The following is a 22,833-nucleotide window of genomic DNA, read 5'->3' as shown; positions in this document are numbered from 1 at the left end:
CACCGTGACCTGCCTGAAGTGTTGATGGATCTCGCGTGCACGCGCGGTACACGCCCGTCCAGTTTAGTGGGCGGGCACAACAGCGGTCAAAACGCCGACTTGACTCGTCTAAGGTGCTCGCGAAACGCGGCGCGTGCCTCATCTGGGATCTGCTCGCGAAATGCCGGTCCCGGTGCGGGCGCTGGAGTCTGCTGGCCGGTATGGGATCGGAGCTGTCGATGGCGACCAGGCGTGAGATCACGAAGAAGTACGCCCGCGGGTATGCGGCCGCGTCGAAGAAGGAGCGCGGGCGGATGCTCGACGAGTTGGTCGCCACGACCGGCTGGTCGAGGGCGAACGCCCGCCGGCAGGTCCGTGCGGCGGCGGCGCGGAAGGGCCCCCAGCGTGCGGTCAAGCGCGCGCCGCGGCCCCGGACGTACGGGTACGACACCCTCAGGCTCCTGATCCGGGTGTGGCGGCTGGCCGGCCAGCCGTCCGGGAAGTACCTCGCAGCGACGATGCCGCTGTGGCTGCCCAAGCTCGAGGAGCACGGCGAGTTCGGCGAGGACGCGCACCGGCTCACCGAGCACACCCGCGCCCAGCTGCTGGCCGTCTCGGCGGCCACGATCGACCGGCTGCTCAAGCCGACCCGGGACGGGATGGCGCTGTCCGGGATCTCGGGCACCAGGCCGGGGGCGCTGCTGCGCAACTCGATCCAGGTCCGCAGGGCCGGGGACGAGCAGGAGCAGGCCCCGGGGTTCTGCGAGGCCGACCTGGTCCTGCACTGCGGGCCGACCCTGAGGGGCGAGTTCGCCCGCACGATGACCGTCACGGACGTGTTCACCGGCTGGACCGAGAACATCGCGCTCAAGAACGGCGCCCACCGGTGGGTCCTGGAGGCGATGCCCCGCATCGAGCAGCGCCTGCCCTACCCGCTGGTCGGGATCGACTGCGACAACGGCGGTGAGTTCATCAACCACGCCCTGATCGGCTGGGCCCAGGACCGGGACCTGTACTTCACCAGATCCCGGCCCTACCGCTCCAACGACAACGCCCACGTCGAGCAGAAGAACGGCGACGTCGTGCGCCGCCACGCCTTCCACTACCGGTACGACACCCCGGCCGAGCTGCGCCTGCTCAACGAGCTCTACGACCTCGTCAGGGTCCGCCTGAACATGTTCACCGCGACCACCAAGGCCATCGGCTGGAGGTCCAACCGGAACGGAAAGAACACCCGCGTCTACGACGCCCCACGCACCCCCTACCAGCGCGTCCTCGATACCGGCGTGCTCACCCCAGCGAAGGCCGCCGAGCTCGCCGCCCTCTTCGAGGCCACCAACCCCGCCGAGCTCACACGGAAGATCACCGCCATACAGACCCGGCTCATCGAACTCGCAGCCGCCAAGACCGACGCGCTCACCGCCACCATTTCGCGAGCAAAACAAGATGAGGCACGCGAACCAATCTCGCGAGCATCTTGACATGAGGCACTATGAACCGGCACGGGTTTCCCGCCGCATCGATTCCGATCAGGAAGGATGCGGGATATGGGAAAGCACTACACCTCCGATGAGAAGGAGCGGGCTCTGCGGCTGGTCCGTGAGGAGCTGCAGGAGTACGGCTCGGTGACCAAGGCGTGCTCGGCGGCGGGCTCGCGTCTGGGGATCTCGCCCGACACGCTGCGCGGCTGGTACCGCCGCGGCGAGGTCGACCAGGGGCGCCAGGACGGGATCACCACGGCCGAGCGCGAGGAGATCCGCGCGCTCAAGGCCAAGGTGCGCCGGCTCGAGGAAGACAACGAAGTGCTCCGGCGCGCGGCGGTTTTCTTCGCGGGGGCACTCGACCCCCGCGGGCGATGATCATGGGCTTCATCGACCAGATGAGGGCCGAGGGGCATGCGGTCGAGTCGGTCTGCCGGGTCCTGCGCGAGCAGGGCTGCCAGGTCGCCGCGCGCACCTACCGGGACTGGAAGAGGGCCCAGCCGTCGGCGCGGGACCTGGCGGACGCGTACCTGATGGACGGCATATGGGACCTGTTCCACGTCCGGGACGAGCGCACAGGGGCCTGGCGGCCCAGCGCCGAGTCGCTGTACGGGCGACGGAAGGTGACCGCCTGGCTGCGCGCGAACGGCCGCCCGGAGGTGGCGCACTGCGCCGTCGCCCGCGCCCTGAACACCATGGGGCACAGGGGGATCCGCCGCGGCAGGAGGGTGCGGACCACTGTCCCGGCCAAGGACGGAAAGCGCGCCGGGGACCTGCTGAACCGGGACTTCACCGCCGAGGCGCCCAACCGCGTCTGGGTCACCGACTTCACCTACGTGCGCACGTGGGCAGGGTTCGTGTACGTCGCGTTCATCCTCGACGTGTTCTCCCGCCGGATCGTCGCCTGGCACGCCTCGATGAGCAAGCACACCGACCTGGTGATGATCCCGCTGCGGATGGCGCTGTGGCAGCGCGAGCGGGACGGGCACCCCGTCGTCGCCGGCGAGCTGATCCACCACTCGGATTAGGCCGAGGTTCTCGTTATGCCGAGGAAGTGTGGTCTGGCCTGTGCCGGGGCGGGTCCGTGACGGTTTCCTCGGCTTAACGTTTGTGCCTATCGGAGGCTGTTGAGGACGCCGATGGCCTCTTCGGTGAGCCGGGCCGCCGGGGCTGTGGGGGTGGCGGCGTTGATCGCGTCGCGCATCATGTCCAGGGTCGCGAAGGCGTAGAACGCGTTCGTGGTCGAGGTGTTCTCGTGGCCGAGGAGCCGCATGATGATCGGCAGTGGGATGCCTTGCTGGTAGAGGTCCATCGCCTTGGTCTTGCGCAGCATGTGGCAATGGACCCGTGCCGGGATCGAAGAGCTGACTGCGCGGGCGGTGTCGGCGGCCGCGGCGAGTATGTTCGCGACGGTGTCTGTCGACAGTGGGACGGGCTGGCCGTGGCGGAGACTGTAGAACAGTGGCCGGCTCGCCTGCAGACTGGCGTGGTCCGGGTGGAACTCGTCGAGGTAGACGCGCAGGTGCGCGACGGTGGTGTCGGTCAGCGGGACGACGCGGGTCTTGTTCCGTTTCCCGGTCAGTGTCACCCGGCCGGGGGTGGCCAGGCTGATGCTGCCGAGGGTGAGGCCGGTGATCTCGCTGACGCGTGCGGCGGTGTCGTAGAGCAGGATGAGCAGCATCCGGTTCCGGCGTGACTTCCCGGTGCGGCCGGTGTGCGCGGCGAGGATCGCCCGGGTCTGGTCCTGGTCGAGATACTCGATAGGGGCCTTCGGCGCGGCGGGGGCCCGGAGCGTGGCCGCGGCGTTGCGCACCGCGACGAGGGTGATGTCCTCGGCGGCGGCATAGGCCAGGAACGCGCGGACCGCGGTGAGGCGGAGCGTGATCGTGCGCGGCGCGTAGCGCTGGTGCTCGTTCATCCAGGCGATCCACGCTTTCAGGTGCGCCCGGTCGAAGCAGTCGAAGGTGACATCGTCACGGTCGATGCGCGCGGTGCCGGTGAGGAAGCTCAGGAAGCATTCCAGGCTGATCCGGTATGCCTCGATCGTCTTCACTGACGCTCCGCGGACGGTGGGCAGGTAGGCGTGGAGGAAGTCTCGGGCGAATGCCCAGAAGTCGGGGGCGTCGGTGACGGGGTGGCGTTTCATTCGAATCCCACCTCCGGCAGCAGGATCCTGCTGCTCTCGCGGGTGATCCCGGCGTAGGCGTGGAGGAAGTCCGGGGAGGTGTGCACGTAGTAGTAGGTCGAGTCGATGCTCGCGTGGCCCATATAGACGGATAGGTAGGGCAGCATCGCGGCCACGTCGGTGCCGTCGGTCATCCAGCGTTCCAGGTTCGCGTAGGCGAAGTGATGCCGGAAGTCATACGGGCGCGGCTGGGTTCCGCCGGACGGGCGCGGCAGGCCGGCCTGGTCCCAGATGCGGTGGAAGATCACCCCGACCGACGCCGCGGTCACGGGTGTCCCGGCCGCGGAGACGAAGAACGTGTCTCGTCCGCGGAACCGCTCCCGTGAGACCTCGTCGCAAAGGCGGAGCACCGTGGTGACCTCGTCGGTGACCGGCAGCCGGCGGCTGCGTCGTCCCTTGGACTCGACGATCGTGACATGCCCGGTTTCGAGTTCGACGCTTCCACGCTGCAGTGCTCGGGCCTCGCCGGTGCGTATCCCGCAGGAGTGCATGAGTGTGAAGAAGGCCACCGCCTGCCACTGCCACGGCGATTCCGCCGTCACGTCGGCGGCGGCCGTGAAGAACCGCTCGATCTGCGAGTTGGTGAGCAGGAATGGGTGGGCGCGGACGAACGGGGCTTTCCAGGCGCTGCTGAGCACGTACGCGTCCGGGTCGCGGTGGGCGGCCAGCCACCGGCCGAAGTCACGGATATACGACATCCACGAACGGTAGGTGCCGCAGCTTTGCAGCTGTTCTGTCACCCATCCTTCGACGGTGGCCCGGTCCAGGGCGGTCGCGCCGTGGCGGGTGCAGTACGCGTCGAAGCGCTTCAGATACCAGATGCGGGAGCTGCCGGTGAGGCCCATCGCCTCCTTGAACGCGAGGTAGTCCTCCAGAGCCGCCGCGAACACGCTGGTGAATCCGTGGCCGCTCATGATCGTGGCCCCGCCGGGGCCGGCAGCACGCAACCGCGCAGCCGCTCATCGTCGAGGGTCAGGTAGACCCCGGTCGATTCCTCGCTGGCGTGCCCGAGCACCGCGGAGATCGTCGGCAGCGGCGTCGCCGCCCGAAGCAGCCGGGACGCGGCCGTATGCCGCAGCAGGCGTGTCCCGGCCCGCGGATCGACGGCACCGGCCGCGGCGAACACGACGGTGGTGATCCGATGAATCGTCGCGTGGTCGGCCAGCCCTGTGTGCGGGGCCACCTGCCGTAGGAACACATGATCCACGCCGCCGGCGGGCCGCTCGGTCAGGACGTAGTCGGCAAGCCGGGCTGTGAGCAACGGCGGCATCGGCAGCGTGACCGGGTTGCCGGTCTTGTGCTGGATGATGCTGATCGTCCCGGCCCGCCAATCGACATCCCGCAGCCGGAGGCCGATGATGTCGCACGCCCGCAGCCCCGTCAGCAAAGCCAGCAAGGTCACGGCCGCGTCCCGTGCCGTCACCACGCCCGGTGCCGTGCACGCGTCCACGACGCGGCGCACATCATCATCCGCCATGACAGGCATCACTGGGTGCGGACGGCGCACCCCGGCAAGGCTCACCGCATCGACCAGGTCCCGGCGGCCGGTGAACACCAGGAACGGGCGGAAGTTCGACACCACCCAGAACAGCGAGGTCTTCGCCCACCCGCTCTCCAGCAGCGACTCGAGAAAACCCGTGACCGTGCCCGCCCGCGCCCGGACGAGGTCGGTGACCCCATGGTCCTCGAGGTAGACGAGGTAGCCGCGGGCGACCCGGCCATACGCCTCTCGCGTCGCATCGGCCAGAGCGCGCTCAGCCATGTCGGCCGCCCACGCGGCATCAACACCGACGAATCCCGCCGACACCGGGTAGCGTCCTCCACCACCGCGCCTACGCGGCTGAAGCGGCACTTCCCCGGTGTCGATGAGCGCGTCGAACAGTCCCACCAGCCGCCTGTAGTCGAAGCGGCGCTGCGCACTGAACCGGCCCGTCCGCGGGCTCGTCGTCAACGACGCGAACACCGCCCCAAGCTCGCTCGTATACGCCCCGCCACGCCCAGCGATGAACACCCCGAGCGCGCGGATCGTCTTCTGGTACTGCCCGATCGTCAGCTCCGCATACCCCGCCGCCCGCAACGTCGCGACGACGAGACCGCCAAGACGAGCAACTGTCGTATCCATCACCGTTGTCCCTTCCATAGCCGGATGGATACGGCGGACACTACGTCGGCCAGCCCGACGTCGTTAAGCCGAGGAAACCGTCACGGACCCGCCCCGGCACAGGCCAGACCACACTTCCTCGGCATAACGAGAACCTCGGCCTAATCGGAGTTAAGCCGAATTCGGCTTAACTCCGACGCCGGCAGTCAGTACACATCTATCCGGCTGACCGAACGGCTCGACCTCGAGAGGATCGCTGCCTCGATCGGGTCGGTCGGGGACGCATACGATAACGCCCTCATGGAGTCCGGGAACGGGCTCTACAAGACGGAGTGCATCTTCACCACCATCTTCCACGACGGGGCCTACAAGGGCCTCGTGAACGTCGAGTACGCCACCGCCGGATGGGTCGAGTGGTACAACAACCGAAGGCTCCACTCCGCCATCGGCCAGCAGAGCCCCGCCCAGTTCGAGAACGCCTACTACGCTGGCCTCACCACCGAGGAACAGCTCATTTGAGAAGCGGCAGGAAACCCGTGCCGGTTCACTACGAACGCCTCAGGCGGGTGAGATGCCGGCCCCCGAGAGGGTGGCGAACGTCACACCGCGCTCGAGCATGCGCGGCAGCACCGCTTCGTAGCCCGGAGCCGTACCCGAGCCGGGCCGGTTCATGTGGCTGATCACGATGTCCCCGGCGCGGGCGCCTCCCACCGCGGTGGCCACCTGCACCGCCGTGAAGGTCGCGCCGCCGTCGCCGTTGACCGAGAAGTTCACCGGGACGAGACCGAGCGCGCGCACCAGCTCCGCCGAGACCTCGTCGTAGAAGGCCGTCCCCGGGCGGTACCACGACGACGGCCGCGCGACGAGCGCTTCCAGGTGCGGGCGGTTGGAGACCAGTTCCTCGTACGCGGCGGCGAGCGTGCCAGTGCCCTGGATCCCATAGGCGGCGCGCCCGCTCACCGACAGCGGACGGTGCGCACTGCCGTGGTCGGCCAGCTCGAACAGCGGATCCGCCGCGAGCTCGGCGCTGGGCCCGGGGTTGGCGGCGATCCAGCGCGCGTTGAGGAACAGCGTCGCGGGGACCTTGTTCTTCCGGAGCGTCGCGATGAGGCGCTGGTCGAACCCGGCCCCCGACGGACCGCCGCACGCATCGAAGGTCAGGGCGACCGATCCCGAACCCGATCGGGTCACGACGCCGGGGACGTCGAGCCCCCAGGCGTGAGGGCTCCGCCCCCCGAACTGCCTTGTGACCTGCTCGAGGGACGGACGCGGCGGAACCGCGGGACCCGTCGGCGGGTGCGCGCCCGGTCCCGGGGCCGAGGGGGCAGGTCCCGTCGGGACTGCGCCGGCCAAAACCGCCCCGGGCTCGGTCGAGCCGGCCTTGACGGCACCGGCCTCGATGGCACGGGGCGCCGCACAGGCGGTCAGCGCGAGGGCGGGCACAAGCATGAGGACGCTTCGGCGCGTGGGCACAGGGGGCTCCGGTGGTGGTGCGAGGGGGATCGGAGCCGGTTTCCGGCTCCGATCCCCCAGCCTACCGGCGCCGGAAGACGGCGGGTGAACGGCGCGTGAATCAGAAGTGCGTGAAGCAGTGCGCGGCGCGCTCGACGGCGAGCATCCGCTCGAGCATGAGGGCGGCCTCCGGGGCCTGCTGTCCGAGCCGGATCCGTCCAGCCTCGGCGAGCATCACGGGGCTCACCCCGCCGACGTACACGGAGGAGAGCTCCGCGATGTCCATCGTGAGGTCGTCCGGGGCCGGATCCTCGTCTGCGAGCCGCTCGACCCTTCCCTCGCCGTCGGCCACCGTGAGCCGGTACCTGCCGGTCGTGAGGCCGAGGGGGTCGTCGACTCGGAGGACGAGCGCGTCGTCGTGCGCGAAGCGGCGGGCGGAGAGTGCCGCCTCCACGTCGAGGATCCGCACCCACAGCATGTCCTGGGTTTCCTCGGCCCTGAGTGCCCTGGCGTCGACGAGGGCCCACGGGAGGGGGTCGTGGGCGGGCGCCTCGTTCCAGGAGACCCGCTCGATGAGGTCGAGCGAGCCGAGGAACTCCCACAGTCCCAGGTACGCGTCGGGGGTCGCTGCGACGAGGTCCCGCAGCTCCATGGTCGGTGTCTGGTGCGCCCACCCGCGGAACGAGTACGCGGCGTAGCCGTCGGGGCGGCCCTCCTCGTCGAGGTGCACCGCGACGCGCGCGGCGCTGTCCGTCCCGCCCGTCTCGTCCGCCCACTGCCCGGCCGCGCGGAGCCGGTAGCGCTCCTGGCGGCCGATCGACCCGGGGACCGCCCAGTGTGCCCGGGCGAAGATCTGCGGCGCGAGGTCGAGCATCGCCGGCGGATCGACCGACACGACCCTGCCGGCCGGCTTGACGGCGAGCCTGAACCGCGGGCCCGTCTCGACCGTGACACGGCGCTCGAGTGTCGCCACCCCGTACCCGAATCGTCGGTAGATCGAGGCCTCAGACGCCGTGAGCGCGGCGACCGGGACGCCGTCGGCCTTCGCGCGAGCGAGGTCCTCGCCCATGAGCTGCCGCAGCAGCCCGCGGCGGCGGTGGTCCGTGCGCACCGTCACGGCGGTGACGAGGTGCGCGGGCACGAGCCGCCCGTAGCCGACGTTGAGCGTCTTGCGGAATGTGCCGAATGTGGCGACGGGCCGGTCCGCCGTGAAGCCGGGGACCGTCGGGCCGCCCAGCTCATACGCGCCTGTGAGCTCGCGGTCGTCGGCGAGGTACGCGTCCACGATCCGGCGCACGAGGTCCTGGCCCGCGGCCTTCTCGTAGAACCCATAGTTGACGGCACGGATCCACTCCGCCGTCCGCGCGAAGCCCGGCCCGTCCCCGGCCTCGGCGCGGAACCTGCGGATCTCGTAGCGCCCCCCGTGCAGCTCATCCATCAGTGTCCCGCCTCGTTCCACGTCCGCCCGACTCCGATCTGAACGTCGAGCGGCACGCTCAGCTCGGCGGCCGAACCCATCTGCGACTCGACGATCTCGCGGACCGCGGCCTCCTCCCCGGGGGCCACCTCGACCACGAGCTCGTCGTGGATCTGGAGCAGCAGCCTCGAGCCGAGCCCGCGCTCGTCGAGCTGTCCCTCCACTCCGATCATGGCGCGCTTGATGATGTCCGCGGCCGAGCCCTGGATCGGGGAGTTGAGCGCGATCCGTTCCGCGAGCTCGCGGTGGGCCCGGTTGGGGCTCGTGAGGTCCGGGAGGTAGCGCCGGCGCCCGAAGATGGTCTGGGTGTAGCCGTCCTGCCGGGCCTGCTCGACGACGCCGCGCAGGTAGTCCCGCACGGCGCCGAACCGGTCGAAGTAGTCCTTCATGAGCGTCCGGGCCTCGTCCACGGAGATCTCGAGCTGCTTCGACAGGCCGAACGAGGAGAGCCCGTACGCGAGGCCATAGGACATCGCCTTGACCTTGGAGCGCATCTCGCTCGTGACGTCCGCGGGCTCGACGTGGAAGATCCTCGACCCGACGAACCGGTGCAGGTCCTCGCCCGCACGGTAGGCCTCGATCAGCCCCTCGTCCCCGGAGAGGTGGGCCATGATGCGCATCTCGATCTGGGAGTAGTCCGCCGAGAGCAGCGACTCGTATCCCTCGCCCGCGACGAACACGTCCCGCACGCGCCTGCCCTCCTCGGACCGGATCGGGATGTTCTGCAGGTTCGGGTTGTTGGAGGAGAGCCGCCCGGTCGCGGCGATCGTCTGGGCGTACGTCGTGTGGATGCGGCCATCCTTGGTGACGGCCTTCTTGAGCGTCTCGACCATCTGGCGCAGCTTGCTGGATTCCCGGTGCGCCATGAGCGAGGCGAGGAACGGGTGCCCCGTCTTGTCCAGGAGTTCCTTGAGGGATGCCGCGTCGGTCGTGTAGCCCGTCTTGATCTTCTTCGTCTTGGGCAGCTCGAGCTCCTCGAACAGCACGGTCTGCAGCTGTTTCGGGGAGCCGAGGTTGACCTTGTGGCCGATCGCCTCGTACGCGGCAGCGGCCGCCTGCTCGCTCGCGGCGCCGAGCTCGTCCAGGAGCGCGTCGATCTGCGGCTCGTCGACGCTGATTCCTGCCCACTCCATGTCCAGGAGCACGCGGGAGAGCGGCAGCTCCATGTCGCTCAGGAGCGCCGTCGCGCCGCGCTCGGCCAGCTGCGGCGCGAGCACCTCGTGGAGTGCGCGCACGACGGCGGCCTCCCGGACCAGCGCGGCGGCGGCGGCTTCCGCTCCGGCGAGGTCGAGCGCGAGCTGGCCGGTCTGCTGCGCACCGGCCGCCAGCTCGATGCCGAGGTGGTGCTGGGCGAGGTCCCCGAGCGCGTACGAGCGGCGGTCCGGCTCAGCCAGGTAGCCCGAGATGGAGACGTCGTCCACGACCCCGGCGATCTCCGCGCCGAGCCCGCGCAGGGCCTTGGCCAGTTCCTTGAGCTCGGCAACCGCCTTGGACACCGAGGCGTCCGCGAGCCAGGCCGTCAGGGGCGCGGGGATGCCGCTGTCGAGCGGGACTACGACGGCCCGCTCCGCGCTCGCGAGGACCACGGCCTCCGCGGTTGGGCGGGGGCTCGCGCCGTCCGTCCGCACCGCGACGGCGATCGGTGCCGGGCCCGCGCCCTCGGCGAGGGCAGCGAGGGCGGCGACCAGGGCGCCGTCGTCCGCCACGGTCTCGTGCGGCGGGACATGGAAGGCATCCGCAGTCTCCTCGGGCCCCTCGGTGCCGAAGATGTCGTAGACGCGGGTGCGGAGGGCCTTGAATTCGAGCTCGTCGAAGAGCGCCTCGACCGCGGATCTCTCGGGCCGCGGATCGGCGAGGTCATCGAGCGTGAGCGGCAGCTCGAGGTCGGTCAGGAGGCGGTTGAGCCGCCGGTTGCGCTCCACCGCCTCGAGGTTCTCCCTGAGGTTCTCCCCCGCCTTGCCCTTGATCTCCCCCGCGTGGGCGAGGACGCCCTCGAGCCCGTCGTACTGGGCGATCCACTTGGCCGCAGTCTTCGGACCGACCCCGGGCACGCCCGGCAGGTTGTCCGCGCTCTCCCCCACGAGGGCGGCGAGATCGGGGTACCGGGCCGGAGGCACGAGGTACTTCTCCTCGATCGCCGCCGCGTCCATGCGCGGCAGGTCGCTCACGCCCTTGCGCGGGTACAGGACGGACACGTCGTCGTTCACGAGCTGGAACGTGTCCCGGTCGCCGGAGACGAGCAGCACCTCGTACCCCGCGGCCCGGCCCTGCGCGGCAAGCGTGGCGAGGATGTCGTCGGCCTCGTGGCCGGGGAGCTCGAGCGTGCGGACCCCGAGCGCCGCCATGACGCGCTTGATGTAGTCGATCTGCCCGGCGAACTCGGGCGGCGTCGCGTTGCGGCCGCCCTTGTACTCGCTGTACTCGGCCTTGCGGTGCGTCGTCTCGTCGCTCACGTCGAACGCCACGGCCACGTGGGTGGGCTCCTGGTCGCGGATGAGGTTGATGAGCATCGACGTGAACCCGTGGATCGCGTTGGTGTGCTGGCCGGCGGCGTTGACGAAGCTGTCCGCAGGGAGCGCGAAGAACGCGCGGAAGGCCATCGAGTGGCCGTCGAGGACCAGCAGCCGCCCCTGGCGTCCTGCGCGTGCCCCCGCTGCCGCCGTCGCGGTGGTCGAGGGGGCAGGCGCGGTGAGGGTTTTGCTGGTTTCAGTCACGGGTGCCAGCCTAGTGGCCATGCACGACAATTTCACCGAGCCCTCCCCCGCCCCTGTTGCCGCCCCAGGGGAGGCCGACCATGCGGCCGAACTCGAGGCCGCGGGGATCCCCGAAGGGCTGCGGCCGCTCCTGGCCGCGCGCGGCGTGGGCGCCCTCGTGGTCAAGATGGGCATCGTGTTCGAGGAGCTCACGGCGCAGCGCGCCGTCGCCACCATGCCGGTCGCCGGCAACACCCAGGTCGCAGGGATCCTCCACGGGGGCGCGCACGCCGTCCTGGCAGAGACGCTCGGCTCGTTCGCCGCGTGGTGCCATGCGGGACCGGGCCGCCACGCCGTCGGGGTGGACATCAATGCAACTCACCACCGTGCCGCCGCGCGCGGGGTCGTGAAGGGAACGTGCACCGCGATCCACCTCGGGTCCACGCTCACAACGCACGAGATCGTCATCACGGATGAGGAAGGGCGGCGGCTCTCCACGGCGCGGATCACCAACCTGCTGCGCGATAACCCCGCGCCCCTGCGGCCCTAGGTCAGGCTGGGTCGCCGGCCGCCCTCGCGTACCTCAGCTCGACCGTGCCCGCACGCTCGGTGAGGCCCTCGAGCGTGAAGTCCACGGGCACGCGGAGGGGGTTACCGCCGAGCACGGGCACTCCCCCGCCGAGCGCCACGGGGACGATCGTGAGGACGATCCGGCCGATCAGCCCAGCCGCGAGGAACTCCCCTGCGAGGGCCCCGCCGCCCACGATGTAGACGTCCTTGTCCCCCGCGTCCCGGCGCAGTTCGTCGGCGAACGTGTCGACGTCGCCTCGGACGAGGACGACGTCGGCGCCGTCCACCGTGCCCAGTTCGTGGTGCGTGAAGACCCAGCAGGGCACCTTGTAGGGCCAGACGCCAGGCTGATGGGCGAGGATCCATTCATAGGTGTCTCCTCCCATGGCCACGCAGCCGACGCCCTCCTCGAAAGACCGGTAGGAGTCCCCCAGGCCGTCGACGCCGTTGAACTTCTCGAGCCAGTCCAGCCCACCGTCGTCCTGCGCGATGTAGCCGTCCAGACTGCTCCCCACGAAGTACACGAAGTCGGACATGAGTCTCAGCCTAGCCACGGGGGTGGGCCGGAGCCAGCCGCATCGGGCCGAACAGCAGGCCGCAGTGCGGCTAGCGGTGGAAGTACGGGATGACCAGATAGACGCCGTAGAGGACCGCTATGCCCGCGAGGGCGTAGCTCGCCACCGACGCGGTCCTGAGTGCGGCGTGGGCGCGGGCACGGGCCGGATCCCTGGACTCGCTCCCGAGCCGGATTCCGAGCGAGAAGAGCAGCACCGTGGTTCCCGCCGCGAGGATCGTGGCGACGGCCACGATCACGAAGGCCCCCCAGTCGATCATCGGGTACCTCCCTTGAGGCGGCGCGGGCGCTTCTGCGGGAAGCTCACGGCATCGGCCGCGCCGTCGACCTCGACCACATTGTGGTGGCCCACCTTCTGGCGGTTGTTGAGCACGAACATCCAGGCGATCGCGCCCAGCCCGACGACCGCGACGATGACCACGCCGGGCATCCCGAGGGCCATGATCAGGGCGGCCACCGCGCCGACCACGGCGGCGGCGGGGAGCGTGAGGAGCCAGCCGAGGGCGATCCGGCCGGCCGTCCCCCACCGCACCGTCGTCCCGCGGCGGCCGAGCCCGGAGCCGATGACGGCGCCGCTGGTCACCTGGGTCGTGGAGAGCGCGAAGCCGAGGTGCGAGGAGGCGAGGATCGCGGCAGCGGTACTCGCCTCGGAGGAGAAGCCCTGCGCCGGGCGCACCTCGGTCAGGCCGGTCCCGACCGTGCGGATGATCCGCCAGCCTCCGGCGTAGGTGCCGAGCGCGATCGCGAGCGCGCACGTCACGATCACCCATGCCTGGGGACCGGTGCCCGGGGCCTGGAGACCGCCGGCGATGAGGACGAGCGTCACGATGCCCATGGTCTTCTGGGCGTCGTTCGTGCCATGGGCGAGGGCCACGAGGCTCGACGTGAACACCTGGCCGATCCGGAAGCCTCCCCGGCCCTGCTTGAGCTTCTCGCCGGTGTCCGTGTCCCGCCGCGCCGTGACGGCATACGCGATCCGCGTACACAGCCAGGCGGCGGCGCCCGCGATGAGCGGAGCCGCCACCGCGGGCAGGATGACCTTGGAGACGACCGTGGCGAAGTTGACCGAGTACAGCCCGATCCCGACCACCGCGGCACCGATCAGCCCGCCGAACAACGCGTGCGACGAACTCGACGGGAGCCCCCGAAGCCACGTGAACATGTTCCACAGCACGGCACCGATCAGGCCCGCGAAGATGATCTCCGGGGTGATGTGGATGCCGTCTGCGCCCTCCCGGATGAGCCCGCCGGAAACAGTCTTCGCGACCTCCGTGGAGAGGAACGCGCCGACGAGGTTCAGCACCGCCGCGAGGGCCACGGCCCTGCGCGGGGTGATCGCGCCCGTGGCGATCGGCGTGGCCATGGCGTTGGCCGTGTCATGGAAGCCATTGGTGAAGTCGAAGAAGAGCGCCAGTGCGATGACCAGCACGATCATGGTGGTGATGTCCACCCGAGGTCCCCTCAGGTCGTGGTGAGGCTGATGGGCAACTCCCCGGCACCTCGTGTTCATCTGACGTTCAAGGGCAAGCCCTTGACAGATGGAGGCAATTGCTCCGCCAACATCCTATAAGAGAAGGAGCCCCGGACGTGCCGGAGCTCCTTCTCGAAGGGTGCCCGAGGTGGGACTCGAACTCCGGGCCCCAGTGATACATCCAGCGACAGGACCCGCATCTACCCGCATGATCCTGCGGGAGCGCTGACACCGACACAGGGGCGGGGTGCATCGTGGGGCATCCAAAAGCACGCGCGGCAGTATCACGCGGAGTATCACGGAGGGTGTGTGCCGTCATGACCTGGACCCACATCTCCGAACTCGCCGAACGCGGCGACGCGCTGCACGCCTCCCTCACCGACGAGCTGCCGGTCGTGACGATCGGCTACCGCGGCTCGGATGACCTCCTCGTGCTGAACCTCGGAGACCTCCCCTCCCCGCGCCGCCTGCTCGACCGCATCGAGAGTCACACACCCTACAACACTGCACGGAAGGAAGATCCACGATGACCACATCCCTAGACCTGGAGTTCGCGGCACTGCTGGACGCTGACCTCGCCGATATGGTCCCGCCGTCCGGGTTCGTGTCCGACAGCGACCCGGACGGGGACCTGCTTTACGCTGGCCCCACGATCACCTCGGAGGACGGCACCTTGACGGCACGGATCTTCTGGACCCCTAGCGGGGGGACGATGGTCTCCGTTGAGGCCGACGGGGACCGGCCGTGCCCGCTCGGGCCCGCCGCCGAGTTCTCAGAGTGCGTGATGCTGGAGGCGGCCGCGATCCGGTGCCATGCCGACGCCATGCCCGACGATCCGCGCGTGACCATGCGCGCCGAGGCGGCCGAGCTGCGCCGGTCCCCCCGCCGCCTTCCCCGCGCCCGCTGGGCGCTCCCGACGATCAACCACTGACCCCAAGAACCGAAGGCACATGATCATGACCACAACCCAGCACAGTGACCCCGAGTCGGCCCCCGCCGGTTTCATCTACGACCCCGAGGGCTCCGACCTCGCAGGGACGCCACGGTACATCCTGCCGATCCCGCTCGACGCCGAGGACGAGGACGGACCATCGGCTCAGGCCGTGTGGACCGCCACCGACGGCGTGACCGTCTGGTTCGACGGGCACCCCGGAACCGGGAACTACCCCGCCGCCACGGTGCGGGCGTGGGCCCGCGCCCTCCTCGCGACCTGCCCCGAGGACACCGAGTAGGGTATATCCTCAGCCGAGGGCCCGCCGGACTGTCCCCCCGCATCGCCGGCGGGCCCCGGTACACAGCAGCAGGGAGGCCCCCCACCGGATGGTGGGGGGCCTCGTGCTGTGAGAGGGCGGTCAGGCGCCCAGCGCGCCGAGGAACGCCTCGACCCGCGACCGCGACGCCGGGTCCGCGCGGCAGATCCGCGCGAACCACTCGTCCAGCCCCACCTCGTTCTTGAGCCACGCGGCGGCGGCCGCCTCGGCGTCGACGTGCGCGCCGCCCCGGCCGCCAGCCGTGACCCAGTTTCTGTGCGGGGCGTCGGGATGGTACGCGCCCGCGGCCTTGTCCTCCGGGTCGCTGTACCCGCCGAACTGGAGGTAGCTGGCGAGCCCGGCCACCGCCGAGTTCTGGACCAGGGTTGGCGCGATGGCCTCGGTCACGAGGGTCTCAACGGCCGCGAGGTGCGCCTTCACGGTCGGGAAGATGGCGGCGAGGGCCGCACCGATGTCGGCCTCTCCCATCGCGAGGCGGTGGTCCTCAAGTACCACGGGCCACGAGGCACGGCGAACGTCCTCCTGGGCCCGCTCGTGAGCGCGTTGGGCGGCCTCCACGGCGAGCCCGGCGTGCCGTGCCCGGGCGTCGGCGGCGTCGATGTCCGCTGGTCCCACTGCGGGGTCCCCGTCGACGTAGGCGGCCCGGGCGGCCGCGTGTGCGGCCACGGCTGCCGCGTGCTCGGCGGACGCCTCGGCGAGTCGTTGCTCGGCGGCGCGTGCCGCTGCGGTGGCGGCGTCGAGGAGGTCCCGGGCGGTGGGCTCCGCGGGTGCGGCTGTTGTCTCGTCGGCGGCCGGGACCACGGGTTCGGGTGCGGCGGCGCGGCGGCGGAGGCCCCTCACAGGGACACCCCTGCGGCCCGGAGGGCGGTGACCCATTCGGGCCCGTGCACGCCGTCCGGCAGGACGTACTCGACCTTGAAGCCCTGCGCGTCGAGGTCCGCGAGGGGGGCCAGCGCGGAGGCCGCGACGGGCGCGGCCGCGGGAAGCCGGATCTCCAACGCACCGTTGATCCGCCCGGCGGCGAGGGTGCCCCAGGGCCCGAGGAGGGCGGCGAGATTCTTGGTCCACCGGGCTTCGGTCCAGCCGGGGGATGCGTCGATGATGACCTTCACAGTTGCCATTGGTCAGTCTCCTTCTTCGAATCGTGCGAGGATTTCGTCGAGTTCGTCGGCGAGCCGTTCGGCGGCCTCGCGGTTAAGCGTGATCCGCGGGCCCGGCGAGTCGCCGAAGATCGCGACGCCCGGCTCGCCCTCCGCGTTCAGCGTCGCGGGGACCGCGGCGGCCGCCTCGCTGTCCCGCAGGGTCGTGGGGAGCCATGCCGGCTTGACGTGGAACGGATTTCCGGTCTCGCGCAGGTGCGCGACAGCTGTCTTCCCCGTGTCCGTCATCGGGTCGTCACCCTCTTGGCGAGGACGTGGCGCGTGCCGGGGTGGAGCCGGGCGGCGAGATCCTTCGAGACGGCCGCGTACTGGGCGCGTGCGGCGGCGAGCTCGGCGTTCGTCTCGTCGTTCGCGGCATCCCACGCGTGCTTCGGCTCGGCCGGGGCCTGGATGGTGTCAGTGCCGGGGATGACGCGGTAGTCGTCGCCGTACCCCCCGCCGTCGATCTGGGAGGAGCCGTCGGCCTCGGTCGGGGTGAGGCGGGCCTTCACTAAGCCTTGATCCACCGATGGGGTTCGTGGCGGCGTGGCGTAATTAAGGGCAAGATGCCCGCCATCCCGGGGAGAATTGGACTTGCGACAGAACCAGTTCCCTGAGGATGAGAGGGCATCTCGTAGGTGCAAGTTTCCCACAGTCAGGCCGCGGTGGCGGTGTCCTTCGACGAGCCGAACCTCGTCTCCGCGGCAGGCCTGCTGCCGGTGATGCGCCTGGCCGAGGCCGCAGGGCTCCGGGCCCTGACCGACGCGCATCTGAGCGTGCCGACGGACAAGGGCGCGAACGCGGGCCTGAAGATCGCCTCGCTGGTGGCCGGGATGGTCGCCGGGGCGGACTCGATCGATGACATGGCCCTGCTGCGCCACGGCGGGATGGGCAGGCTCTTCAAGGCCTGCTACGCGCCCTCGACCCTGGGCTCCTTCCTGCGCGCGTTCGCCTTCGGCCACGTCCGCCAGCTCGACGCGGTCGCCGCCCGCTTCCTGGCGAACCTCGCCGCGCGGGCTCCGCTGCTGGACGCCCCGGCCGTCGGGGAGTTCGTGTTCGTGGACGTCGACGACACGATCATCGAGGTCCACGGCCACGCCAAGCAGGGCGCTGGCTTCGGGTACTCCGGGGTCCGCGGGCTCAACGCCCTGCTGGCCACCGCCACCACGGCCCAGAGCGCGCCGGTGATCCTGGCCCAGCGGCTGCGCAAGGGCGCTGCGGCGTCCCCGCGCGGGGCGTCCCGGCTGGTCGCCGACGCCCTCTCCGCCCTGCGCCGCGCCGGGACGCCGGGGAGGGCGCTGGTCCGGGCCGACTCGGCGTTCTACGGGCACCCCACCGTCGCCGCCGCCCTCGCGGCAGGGGCCGAGGTCTCGGTCACGGTGCGCCTGGACCCGGCAGTTAAGCGTGCCATCGCCGCCATCCCATCGGAGGCCTGGACGGCGATCGAGTACACCGATGCGGTCTTCGACCAGGCCGCCGGGACCTGGATCTCCCGGGCGGAGGTCGCCGAGGTCCCCTTCACCGCCTTCGCTTCGCGGAAGAAGGCCGAACAGGTCACCGGGCGGCTCGTCGTGCGCCGCATCCCGGACCTGAACCCCAAGGCCCCCGACGGGCAGGGGACCCTGTTCGACACGCACCGGCACCACGCCTTCTTCACCACCGTCCCCGCCCAGGACCTGGGCACTGTCGCGGCCGATGCCACGCACCGTGCCCATGCGGTCATCGAGCAGGTCCACGCCGACCTGAAGGACAGCGCCCTGGCGCACCTGCCCTCGGGGAAGTTCGCGGCGAACTCGGCCTGGCTCGTCGCGGCGGTGATGGCCTTCAACCTCGCCCGCGCGGCCGGGACCCTGGCCGCCGGCCCCTTCGCGAAAGCCAGGACCGGGACCATCCGCCGCAAGCTCGTGAACCTCCCGGCCCGGATCGCCGCCAGCGCCCGGAAGATCCGGCTGCGGCTGCCGGCGAACTGGCCCTGGCAGAACGCATGGGAACAGCTCTTCACCGCCGCCCACGCCCCGCCGTCCATGCCCTAGGAAGACGCAGCCTGGCCCCGCGAGGCCCCGAACAGCACCAGAAGTGGAACACCGCCGGCAGCGAGGCCGCGCCCCCACCCCTGCCCGAAACATCCATCATCCACCGCCCGCACAGGACCGCCGGACCCAACACCCGATCGGTGGATCAAGGCTAAGGCGTGCAGATCATCGCTGGTGGTCATGGGGGTCTCCTTCGTGTTCACTGCTACTGCCTAGTTGAGGGTCCGGAGCGTCCAGCCGACCGCTCGGGCGATATCGTCGGGGGATGCGTTGGTGGTCGCGTACACGTTCACGGTCTGCCCGCCCCCACCCACCGGGCGGCCGCTGATGGCGGCGTGGACCGCGGCCACAGGTGCGGACCCGTTGTTCAGGGCCGTGAACGTCTCGATCCCGTACTTCTGGACCATGGCCTCACGGGTCACGAACTCCCCGTTCGAGGCGCGGATCAGCATCGAGTCGGAGATGCCCGTGCCGGGGCCGGTGAGCATGCCCCCGTACGGGTACACCCCCACCGCGCCGCCCCCGGCGAAGGCCTGGTACCCGCCCGCCGCGTTCGCGTGGACCACACCCGCCCCTGCGGTGCCCGGGTTCCCGGTCTCCGTGTACGCGATCGTGACCGTGGTCAGGTGCGAGGTCGGGATAGCGTTGATCGCATTCGTGATCTCCGCGGCCTTCGAGGACGCGTAGTCGTCCAGCCACGCCTGCGTCGTAACACCCGTGGGGATGCCGAGGATGCGGCGTGCGAGGTCGTCGGCCGCGCCACCCGTGATGCCCATCCCGTTCGCGGTGGTGACGAGGTTGTTGTACGTCTGCTGGAGTGCGCCCTGCACTTCCTGCTGTGCGTTGACACCGTCCCCCGCGAACGACTTCGCCATGGTCAGGCCGCTGTTCTTCACGTCCTCGAACTTGGCGTTGAGGGCCTGCCCGGCGGCGGTCGTCAGGTCGAAGTCCGTTTTCTGCTGGTTCAGCGCCCCGGACAGGTCCACACCCTGCTTCGCGAGGTCCGCAGTGGCGGTCTTCGCATCGTTCACGGCCTGGTAGAACCGGGAGGTGGCGTCACGGGTGGACACGGTCGCCATCCCGGCGGCGGACATGCCGTCCACGACCTTGCCGAGGTCGGTGACGAGCCCGTCCGCGGACACCCCCGCGTCGTCGAGGGACTTCTTCAGGTCGGGGGTGATGGGGCGGATCCGGCCCGCCTCGTCCACGAAATCGCCCGTGGACTTCGCCGCCTCCTGCATCTTCTGCGGGATGCGGCCCATCGCGAACTCAAGGAGCTCCTCCGGGGACAGTGCCACGTTCGCGGCCTGCGCCTGCGACAGGAGCGCGTCCCGGTACGCGGGCATCATGTTCAGCACGTCCTGCGTGCTCTTGCCCGACTTCGCCCCGGCGAGGGCGATCTGGTCGAAGCCCTGCGCGGCGGCCTGCATGGACCCGCCCTGCACCATCTGCCCCAACGACTGGCCGAGACCGCTGATCCGGTTCTGGATCTGCTCGACCCCGTCGGTGATGTGGCCGCCGAAGAGCCCCGCGAACCCGTTCGTCACGCCCACGATGCTGTGCACGACCTGATTGCCGCCGTCCGAGAGGTACGCGAACGCCGTCCCGAGGTCGTGGACCTTCGCCGGGGCGGTCGTGAGGAGCCCCGTATCCCACTTCTGGAACAGGCTATCGACCCCGTCAGTCGCGGAACCGAACTGGAGCATGGCGTTCGTGGTCTGCTCCAACGACGGGGCCAGACCGTGGGAGCCGAACGTCCGGTCGATTGCCTCCAGACCCTGGATGGCCAGGCCCGCGGCCGCCGCGGCGATCGCGAGCTTCGACAGTGCGGGGAGGACACCGCGGACCGCGCCGCCGAGGGTGCCCATCTTGCCCGTGAAGGACGACGCGGCCGCGTCCGCGTTGCGGAACCCGTTGATGAACTGCGACATGCCCGTGGCTGCGGACGCGCCGAGCGCGATCATGGACTTCGAGATCGACACGAGCCCGCCGACGATCTTCGCACCCACTACGGCGGCCGTCACAGCGCCCAGCGCGTACACCGTGCCCCACAGGACCGGGTTGCCCTCCTCGAACCCGTGGAACAGGTCCGCGATCCCAGACAGGGCACCCTGCGCCGCCGGGAGGAGCTTCGCCCCGAGCTCGATCCCGAGCTTCTCCGCCGACTGGACCGTCATGTCCAACTGGGTGGTGAACAGGGACTGGGTCTGCGCCCACGTGGAGATGTGCTGACCGTTCTGGTCCTCCGCCGCCGTGATCGTCTTGATGTTGTCCTCGAACTGCTTCGAGTTGTTCATCAGGAGCATCAGGGCCGTCCGGGCACCCGTCATCCCGCCGGCCGCCTTGTTCCACGCGGCCACGTAGGTCTGCATGGCCGGGTTCCCCGACTTGATGATGTCGTTCACGCCCAACGTGGACTTGGACAGGGAGAGGAACTGGTTCCCGAGGGCGTCCGCGGAGCCGCCCATGGACTTGAAGCCCTTCTGGTACTCCGTCTGCGACACGGACCCGTCGAGGAACCCGCGGGACAGTTCGGCGAGCTTCGGGGGCATCTTCGCGATGATGGTCTGGAGGTCCGCCGTGGCGGACGCGGAGTTCTTCATGGCGTCCTGCACGACCTGCCCGTCGGGACCCATGTGCGCCTTGATCTGCGCGTCGATCCTCTGCAGCGATGCGAGGAGGCCGATGCCGCCGTTCTCGTCCCCGAGGTTCGCGGACAGGGCAGTCACGTCGATGCCCATCTGCTGGAGCGCGTGGGAGGCCACGTTGGAGGGCTTCTCCAACTGGAACAACAGGTTGGAGAGGTTCTGCGCGGACTGCTGCGCGGACTCGCCGTGCTGCGTCATCGTCGCCAACGCGCCGCCGACCTGCGCGAACGACAGGCCCGCGTTCGCGGCAGTCGGGATGATCTGCGACATGGACGCCGCGAAGTCCTGCATCGTGGTCTTCGCCGCACCCGACGCGGCCACGAGCCCGTTCGTCACGGACACGGCCTGGTCGGCGCCCTTGCCGTAATCCAGCATCACGTCCGTCACGGCCTGCGTCATGGTCGCGAGGTCCACGTTCTCGGCCTTCGCGCCCTCCGCCGCCGCCTGTAGCACCTTGAGCCCGTCGGCGCCCCGGTACCCGGCCTTCTCCATCACGTACATGCCCGCCGCGAGCTGGGACGTCGCCGTGCCCGTGCTGGTGGCGATGTTCAGGATCCCCGACCGCACCGACTCCAGTGCGGACTGGGACTCCCCGCCGGCGGTGACGAGGAGCTCGGTCTCGCGTTGGAAGTCTGCGGCCATCTTGATCGACGCGGCACCGATGATCGCCGCCCCCGCGAGGGTGAACGTGGCGACCATGTTCGCGGTGTTCTTCACCGTGGACCACGCCCGCGACACCCGGGCCGAGGAGGTTTCGTGGGCGGCGGCCATGGCCTCCACAGCCCGGGCGTCGGCCTGCGCGGACGCCTGCGCGGCGGCCGCGTACTCGGCCTGCGCGAGCTTGGTCCGCTCGGTCGCGGCGATCTGAGCGTCCTCGCCCTCCTTCGCGGCGGCGACCTGCGCGGCCGCGGCCGACTCGTACGCGGCCTTCTTCTCCTGCGCGAGCGTGGCGGCCTGCGCGGCCGCCGCCCTAGCGGCGGCGGCCTCACGGGCCGACTGCGCCTCAGCACTGGCCGCGGTCGCCGTCATCGCCGCCTGCACACGGCCCATCTCCGCGATCGCCTGCGAAGCGTTCGCACGCAACTCAACAACCACCGGGGGAAGGAAACCAGCCACGTCAGCGCACCCCCGCCCACGGCACATCGGCGCCGTCTTCCGTCACGCCGACCAGCCACCCGGCCGCGAACCCGAGCAAAATGTCCTCGCACCGGGCCCGTGCGGCACGCTCGGCACGGTTCTGCCTCACCCGTGGGGTGGCGTCGATGGCCTGCACGATGGCCTCCAGCTCCGCGACCGCGCCGAGGAGCATCTCGCGGTCCGGGGTCGGGCCCGCGCCCTCGTGCCCGGCCCCGACGCGGCCGACTACCTCGTCCACGACACGCCCCCAGTTCTTCACTCCGCACCGCCGGCGGTGCGCCCATTCGCCGCATTCAGGGCCGCGACCACCGCGTCCACGTCCCACCGCAGGGCCCGGGAGAACCCCGGGACAGGCCGGATGACGCCAGCGGCGCGGAGCCGCCGGATCGTCCTGGTGGACACCGCGAGAACCACGGCGAGGTCGTCGGTCGTCACAAGGCGACAAGTCACTGGGGTCGTGGGCACGGCTGCTCCTCTGGGCACAGAAAAAGCCCCCGGCGCGAATTCGCTCCGAGGGCTCAGAAAGGGGTGGGGGGAAGGCATGAAAAAAGGAGCCCCCTACAGGACTCCCACTATGACTATTCCCATCCTTTCAAGCGTTACCCCAAATGTCAAGGCCCGC

General features: G+C 70.3%; 24 protein-coding genes and 1 pseudogene. 9 read left to right on the top strand and 16 right to left on the bottom strand.

The window, feature by feature from the left end; translation table 11 throughout:
• Nucleotides 1-218: 218 nt before the first annotated feature.
• The 3 genes from SCMU_RS09740 to SCMU_RS09730 all read left to right on the top strand — a co-directional run bounded on the left by SCMU_RS09740 (nucleotide 219) and on the right by SCMU_RS09730 (nucleotide 2,488).
• A complete protein-coding gene (locus SCMU_RS09740) occupies nucleotides 219-1,460 on the top strand; it encodes an integrase catalytic domain-containing protein (protein ID WP_229232762.1) in 1,242 nt (413 codons plus the stop codon).
• Between the two features lie 66 nt (nucleotides 1,461-1,526).
• Nucleotides 1,527-1,838 carry a transposase gene (locus SCMU_RS09735; protein ID WP_229232761.1) on the top strand — a complete coding sequence of 104 codons (312 nt, stop codon included), beginning with the start codon at nucleotides 1,527-1,529 and terminating at the stop codon, nucleotides 1,836-1,838.
• 2 nt (nucleotides 1,839-1,840) lie between these two features.
• Nucleotides 1,841-2,488, top strand: coding sequence for a DDE-type integrase/transposase/recombinase (locus SCMU_RS09730; RefSeq protein ID WP_229232760.1), 648 nt, complete (start codon nucleotides 1,841-1,843; stop codon nucleotides 2,486-2,488).
• Nucleotides 2,489-2,574: 86 nt separating this feature from the next.
• Here the strand turns inward: SCMU_RS09730 and SCMU_RS09725 are convergent, their stop codons facing one another.
• The 3 genes from SCMU_RS09725 to SCMU_RS09715 are packed head-to-tail and all read right to left on the bottom strand — an operon-like array spanning nucleotide 2,575 to nucleotide 5,785.
• Nucleotides 2,575-3,606, bottom strand: coding sequence for a tyrosine-type recombinase/integrase (locus SCMU_RS09725; protein ID WP_229230977.1), 1,032 nt, complete (start codon nucleotides 3,604-3,606; stop codon nucleotides 2,575-2,577).
• On the bottom strand, nucleotides 3,603-4,559 hold the full coding sequence (locus SCMU_RS09720) for a tyrosine-type recombinase/integrase (protein ID WP_229230978.1): 957 nt from the start codon (nucleotides 4,557-4,559) through the stop codon (nucleotides 3,603-3,605). Before SCMU_RS09720 ends, SCMU_RS09725 begins: the two co-directional genes overlap by 4 nt.
• Nucleotides 4,556-5,785 (bottom strand): tyrosine-type recombinase/integrase, encoded by a 1,230-nt coding sequence (locus tag SCMU_RS09715; RefSeq protein WP_229230979.1) that lies wholly within the window; start codon nucleotides 5,783-5,785, stop codon nucleotides 4,556-4,558. The genes SCMU_RS09720 and SCMU_RS09715 overlap by 4 nt, the downstream gene beginning before the upstream one ends.
• A 138-nt stretch (nucleotides 5,786-5,923) precedes the next feature.
• Here SCMU_RS09715 and SCMU_RS09710 point away from each other — a divergent pair.
• Nucleotides 5,924-6,265: pseudogene (locus SCMU_RS09710) on the top strand (integrase core domain-containing protein); the annotation flags it as partial.
• A 39-nt stretch (nucleotides 6,266-6,304) separates the two neighbouring features.
• On the opposite strand, the gene SCMU_RS09705 reads toward SCMU_RS09710, so the two are convergent.
• The 3 genes from SCMU_RS09705 to polA all read right to left on the bottom strand — a co-directional run bounded on the left by SCMU_RS09705 (nucleotide 6,305) and on the right by polA (nucleotide 11,275).
• Complete coding sequence (locus tag SCMU_RS09705; protein WP_229232759.1) at nucleotides 6,305-7,219, bottom strand: polysaccharide deacetylase family protein; 915 nt, start codon at nucleotides 7,217-7,219, stop codon at nucleotides 6,305-6,307.
• Between the two features lie 100 nt (nucleotides 7,220-7,319).
• Nucleotides 7,320-8,636 carry a GNAT family N-acetyltransferase gene (locus SCMU_RS09700; RefSeq protein WP_229232758.1) on the bottom strand — a complete coding sequence of 439 codons (1,317 nt, stop codon included), beginning with the start codon at nucleotides 8,634-8,636 and terminating at the stop codon, nucleotides 7,320-7,322.
• Complete coding sequence (polA, locus tag SCMU_RS09695; protein WP_443020297.1) at nucleotides 8,636-11,275, bottom strand: DNA polymerase I; 2,640 nt, start codon at nucleotides 11,273-11,275, stop codon at nucleotides 8,636-8,638. The genes SCMU_RS09700 and polA overlap by 1 nt, the downstream gene beginning before the upstream one ends.
• A gap of 133 nt (nucleotides 11,276-11,408) precedes the next feature.
• Here polA and SCMU_RS09690 point away from each other — a divergent pair, with 133 nt between their 5' ends.
• Nucleotides 11,409-11,918 (top strand): hotdog fold thioesterase, encoded by a 510-nt coding sequence (locus tag SCMU_RS09690; protein WP_338027605.1) that lies wholly within the window; start codon nucleotides 11,409-11,411, stop codon nucleotides 11,916-11,918.
• Nucleotide 11,919: 1 nt separating this feature from the next.
• Here SCMU_RS09690 and SCMU_RS09685 read toward each other — a convergent pair whose 3' ends face one another.
• From SCMU_RS09685 to SCMU_RS09675, 3 genes are all read right to left on the bottom strand, one after another.
• Entirely contained in the window at nucleotides 11,920-12,474 is a 555-nt protein-coding gene (locus SCMU_RS09685) for a dihydrofolate reductase family protein (RefSeq protein WP_229232756.1), read from the bottom strand.
• A gap of 70 nt (nucleotides 12,475-12,544) precedes the next feature.
• On the bottom strand, nucleotides 12,545-12,772 hold the full coding sequence (locus SCMU_RS09680) for a hypothetical protein (protein ID WP_229232755.1): 228 nt from the start codon (nucleotides 12,770-12,772) through the stop codon (nucleotides 12,545-12,547).
• Nucleotides 12,769-13,962, bottom strand: coding sequence for an inorganic phosphate transporter (locus SCMU_RS09675; RefSeq protein WP_229232754.1), 1,194 nt, complete (start codon nucleotides 13,960-13,962; stop codon nucleotides 12,769-12,771). The genes SCMU_RS09680 and SCMU_RS09675 overlap by 4 nt, the downstream gene beginning before the upstream one ends.
• Before the next feature lie 338 nt (nucleotides 13,963-14,300).
• Here SCMU_RS09675 and SCMU_RS09670 point away from each other — a divergent pair, with 338 nt between their 5' ends.
• From SCMU_RS09670 to SCMU_RS09660, 3 genes are read left to right on the top strand one after another with little or no spacing between them, the layout of a single operon-like run.
• The gene (locus SCMU_RS09670; RefSeq protein WP_229232753.1) at nucleotides 14,301-14,513 is read left to right on the top strand and encodes a hypothetical protein; all 213 of its coding nucleotides are present in this window, start codon (nucleotides 14,301-14,303) and stop codon (nucleotides 14,511-14,513) included.
• Complete coding sequence (locus SCMU_RS09665) at nucleotides 14,510-14,914, top strand: hypothetical protein (RefSeq protein WP_229232752.1); 405 nt, start codon at nucleotides 14,510-14,512, stop codon at nucleotides 14,912-14,914. Before SCMU_RS09670 ends, SCMU_RS09665 begins: the two co-directional genes overlap by 4 nt.
• Before the next feature lie 25 nt (nucleotides 14,915-14,939).
• Complete coding sequence (locus SCMU_RS09660) at nucleotides 14,940-15,215, top strand: hypothetical protein (protein ID WP_229232751.1); 276 nt, start codon at nucleotides 14,940-14,942, stop codon at nucleotides 15,213-15,215.
• A 120-nt stretch (nucleotides 15,216-15,335) separates the two neighbouring features.
• Here SCMU_RS09660 and SCMU_RS09655 read toward each other — a convergent pair whose 3' ends face one another.
• Genes SCMU_RS09655 through SCMU_RS09640 form a run of 4 tightly spaced genes read right to left on the bottom strand, consistent with a single transcriptional unit; the run spans nucleotide 15,336 to nucleotide 16,905 of the window.
• Entirely contained in the window at nucleotides 15,336-16,094 is a 759-nt protein-coding gene (locus SCMU_RS09655) for a hypothetical protein (protein ID WP_229232750.1), read from the bottom strand.
• Nucleotides 16,091-16,375, bottom strand: coding sequence for a hypothetical protein (locus tag SCMU_RS09650; RefSeq protein WP_229232749.1), 285 nt, complete (start codon nucleotides 16,373-16,375; stop codon nucleotides 16,091-16,093). The genes SCMU_RS09655 and SCMU_RS09650 overlap by 4 nt, the downstream gene beginning before the upstream one ends.
• Before the next feature lie 3 nt (nucleotides 16,376-16,378).
• Nucleotides 16,379-16,642 (bottom strand): hypothetical protein, encoded by a 264-nt coding sequence (locus tag SCMU_RS09645; protein WP_229232748.1) that lies wholly within the window; start codon nucleotides 16,640-16,642, stop codon nucleotides 16,379-16,381.
• Nucleotides 16,639-16,905, bottom strand: a complete 267-nt coding sequence (locus SCMU_RS09640) for a hypothetical protein (RefSeq protein WP_229232747.1) — start codon at nucleotides 16,903-16,905, stop codon at nucleotides 16,639-16,641. Before SCMU_RS09640 ends, SCMU_RS09645 begins: the two co-directional genes overlap by 4 nt.
• A 126-nt stretch (nucleotides 16,906-17,031) precedes the next feature.
• Between SCMU_RS09640 and SCMU_RS09635 the strand changes: the two genes are divergently transcribed.
• The gene (locus tag SCMU_RS09635; protein WP_229230975.1) at nucleotides 17,032-18,426 is read left to right on the top strand and encodes an IS1380 family transposase; all 1,395 of its coding nucleotides are present in this window, start codon (nucleotides 17,032-17,034) and stop codon (nucleotides 18,424-18,426) included.
• 212 nt (nucleotides 18,427-18,638) lie between these two features.
• On the opposite strand, the gene SCMU_RS09630 is transcribed toward SCMU_RS09635, so the two are convergent.
• The 3 genes from SCMU_RS09630 to SCMU_RS09620 are packed head-to-tail and all read right to left on the bottom strand — an operon-like array spanning nucleotide 18,639 to nucleotide 22,676.
• Nucleotides 18,639-22,157 carry a phage tail tape measure protein gene (locus SCMU_RS09630; protein WP_229232746.1) on the bottom strand — a complete coding sequence of 1,173 codons (3,519 nt, stop codon included), beginning with the start codon at nucleotides 22,155-22,157 and terminating at the stop codon, nucleotides 18,639-18,641.
• A gap of 34 nt (nucleotides 22,158-22,191) precedes the next feature.
• Nucleotides 22,192-22,449 carry a hypothetical protein gene (locus SCMU_RS09625; protein WP_229232745.1) on the bottom strand — a complete coding sequence of 86 codons (258 nt, stop codon included), beginning with the start codon at nucleotides 22,447-22,449 and terminating at the stop codon, nucleotides 22,192-22,194.
• 17 nt (nucleotides 22,450-22,466) lie between these two features.
• Nucleotides 22,467-22,676, bottom strand: coding sequence for a helix-turn-helix domain-containing protein (locus tag SCMU_RS09620; protein ID WP_229232744.1), 210 nt, complete (start codon nucleotides 22,674-22,676; stop codon nucleotides 22,467-22,469).
• Between the last annotated feature and the right edge of the window lie 157 nt (nucleotides 22,677-22,833).

The organism is Sinomonas cyclohexanicum, assembly GCF_020886775.1.
GTDB lineage: Bacteria > Actinomycetota > Actinomycetes > Actinomycetales > Micrococcaceae > Sinomonas > Sinomonas cyclohexanicum.
This window is presented reverse-complemented; position numbering and strand designations above follow the sequence as displayed.

What these genes read in the sequence shown, in the direction of transcription:
- SCMU_RS09740 (WP_229232762.1), top strand. Translation starts at nt 219, where the DNA reads ATGGCGACCAGGCGTGAGATCACGAAGAAGTACGCCCGCGGGTATGCG.
- SCMU_RS09735 (WP_229232761.1), top strand. Translation starts at nt 1,527, where the DNA reads ATGGGAAAGCACTACACCTCCGATGAGAAGGAGCGGGCTCTGCGGCTG.
- SCMU_RS09730 (WP_229232760.1), top strand. Translation starts at nt 1,841, where the DNA reads ATGGGCTTCATCGACCAGATGAGGGCCGAGGGGCATGCGGTCGAGTCG.
- SCMU_RS09725 (WP_229230977.1), bottom strand. Translation starts at nt 3,606, where the DNA reads ATGAAACGCCACCCCGTCACCGACGCCCCCGACTTCTGGGCATTCGCC.
- SCMU_RS09720 (WP_229230978.1), bottom strand. Translation starts at nt 4,559, where the DNA reads ATGAGCGGCCACGGATTCACCAGCGTGTTCGCGGCGGCTCTGGAGGAC.
- SCMU_RS09715 (WP_229230979.1), bottom strand. Translation starts at nt 5,785, where the DNA reads ATGGAAGGGACAACGGTGATGGATACGACAGTTGCTCGTCTTGGCGGT.
- SCMU_RS09700 (WP_229232758.1), bottom strand. Translation starts at nt 8,636, where the DNA reads ATGGATGAGCTGCACGGGGGGCGCTACGAGATCCGCAGGTTCCGCGCC.
- polA (WP_443020297.1), bottom strand. Translation starts at nt 11,275, where the DNA reads ATGGCCTTCCGCGCGTTCTTCGCGCTCCCTGCGGACAGCTTCGTCAAC.
- SCMU_RS09690 (WP_338027605.1), top strand. Translation starts at nt 11,409, where the DNA reads ATGCACGACAATTTCACCGAGCCCTCCCCCGCCCCTGTTGCCGCCCCA.
- SCMU_RS09685 (WP_229232756.1), bottom strand. Translation starts at nt 12,474, where the DNA reads ATGTCCGACTTCGTGTACTTCGTGGGGAGCAGTCTGGACGGCTACATC.
- SCMU_RS09680 (WP_229232755.1), bottom strand. Translation starts at nt 12,772, where the DNA reads ATGATCGACTGGGGGGCCTTCGTGATCGTGGCCGTCGCCACGATCCTC.
- SCMU_RS09670 (WP_229232753.1), top strand. Translation starts at nt 14,301, where the DNA reads ATGACCTGGACCCACATCTCCGAACTCGCCGAACGCGGCGACGCGCTG.
- SCMU_RS09665 (WP_229232752.1), top strand. Translation starts at nt 14,510, where the DNA reads ATGACCACATCCCTAGACCTGGAGTTCGCGGCACTGCTGGACGCTGAC.
- SCMU_RS09660 (WP_229232751.1), top strand. Translation starts at nt 14,940, where the DNA reads ATGACCACAACCCAGCACAGTGACCCCGAGTCGGCCCCCGCCGGTTTC.
- SCMU_RS09650 (WP_229232749.1), bottom strand. Translation starts at nt 16,375, where the DNA reads ATGGCAACTGTGAAGGTCATCATCGACGCATCCCCCGGCTGGACCGAA.
- SCMU_RS09645 (WP_229232748.1), bottom strand. Translation starts at nt 16,642, where the DNA reads ATGACGGACACGGGGAAGACAGCTGTCGCGCACCTGCGCGAGACCGGA.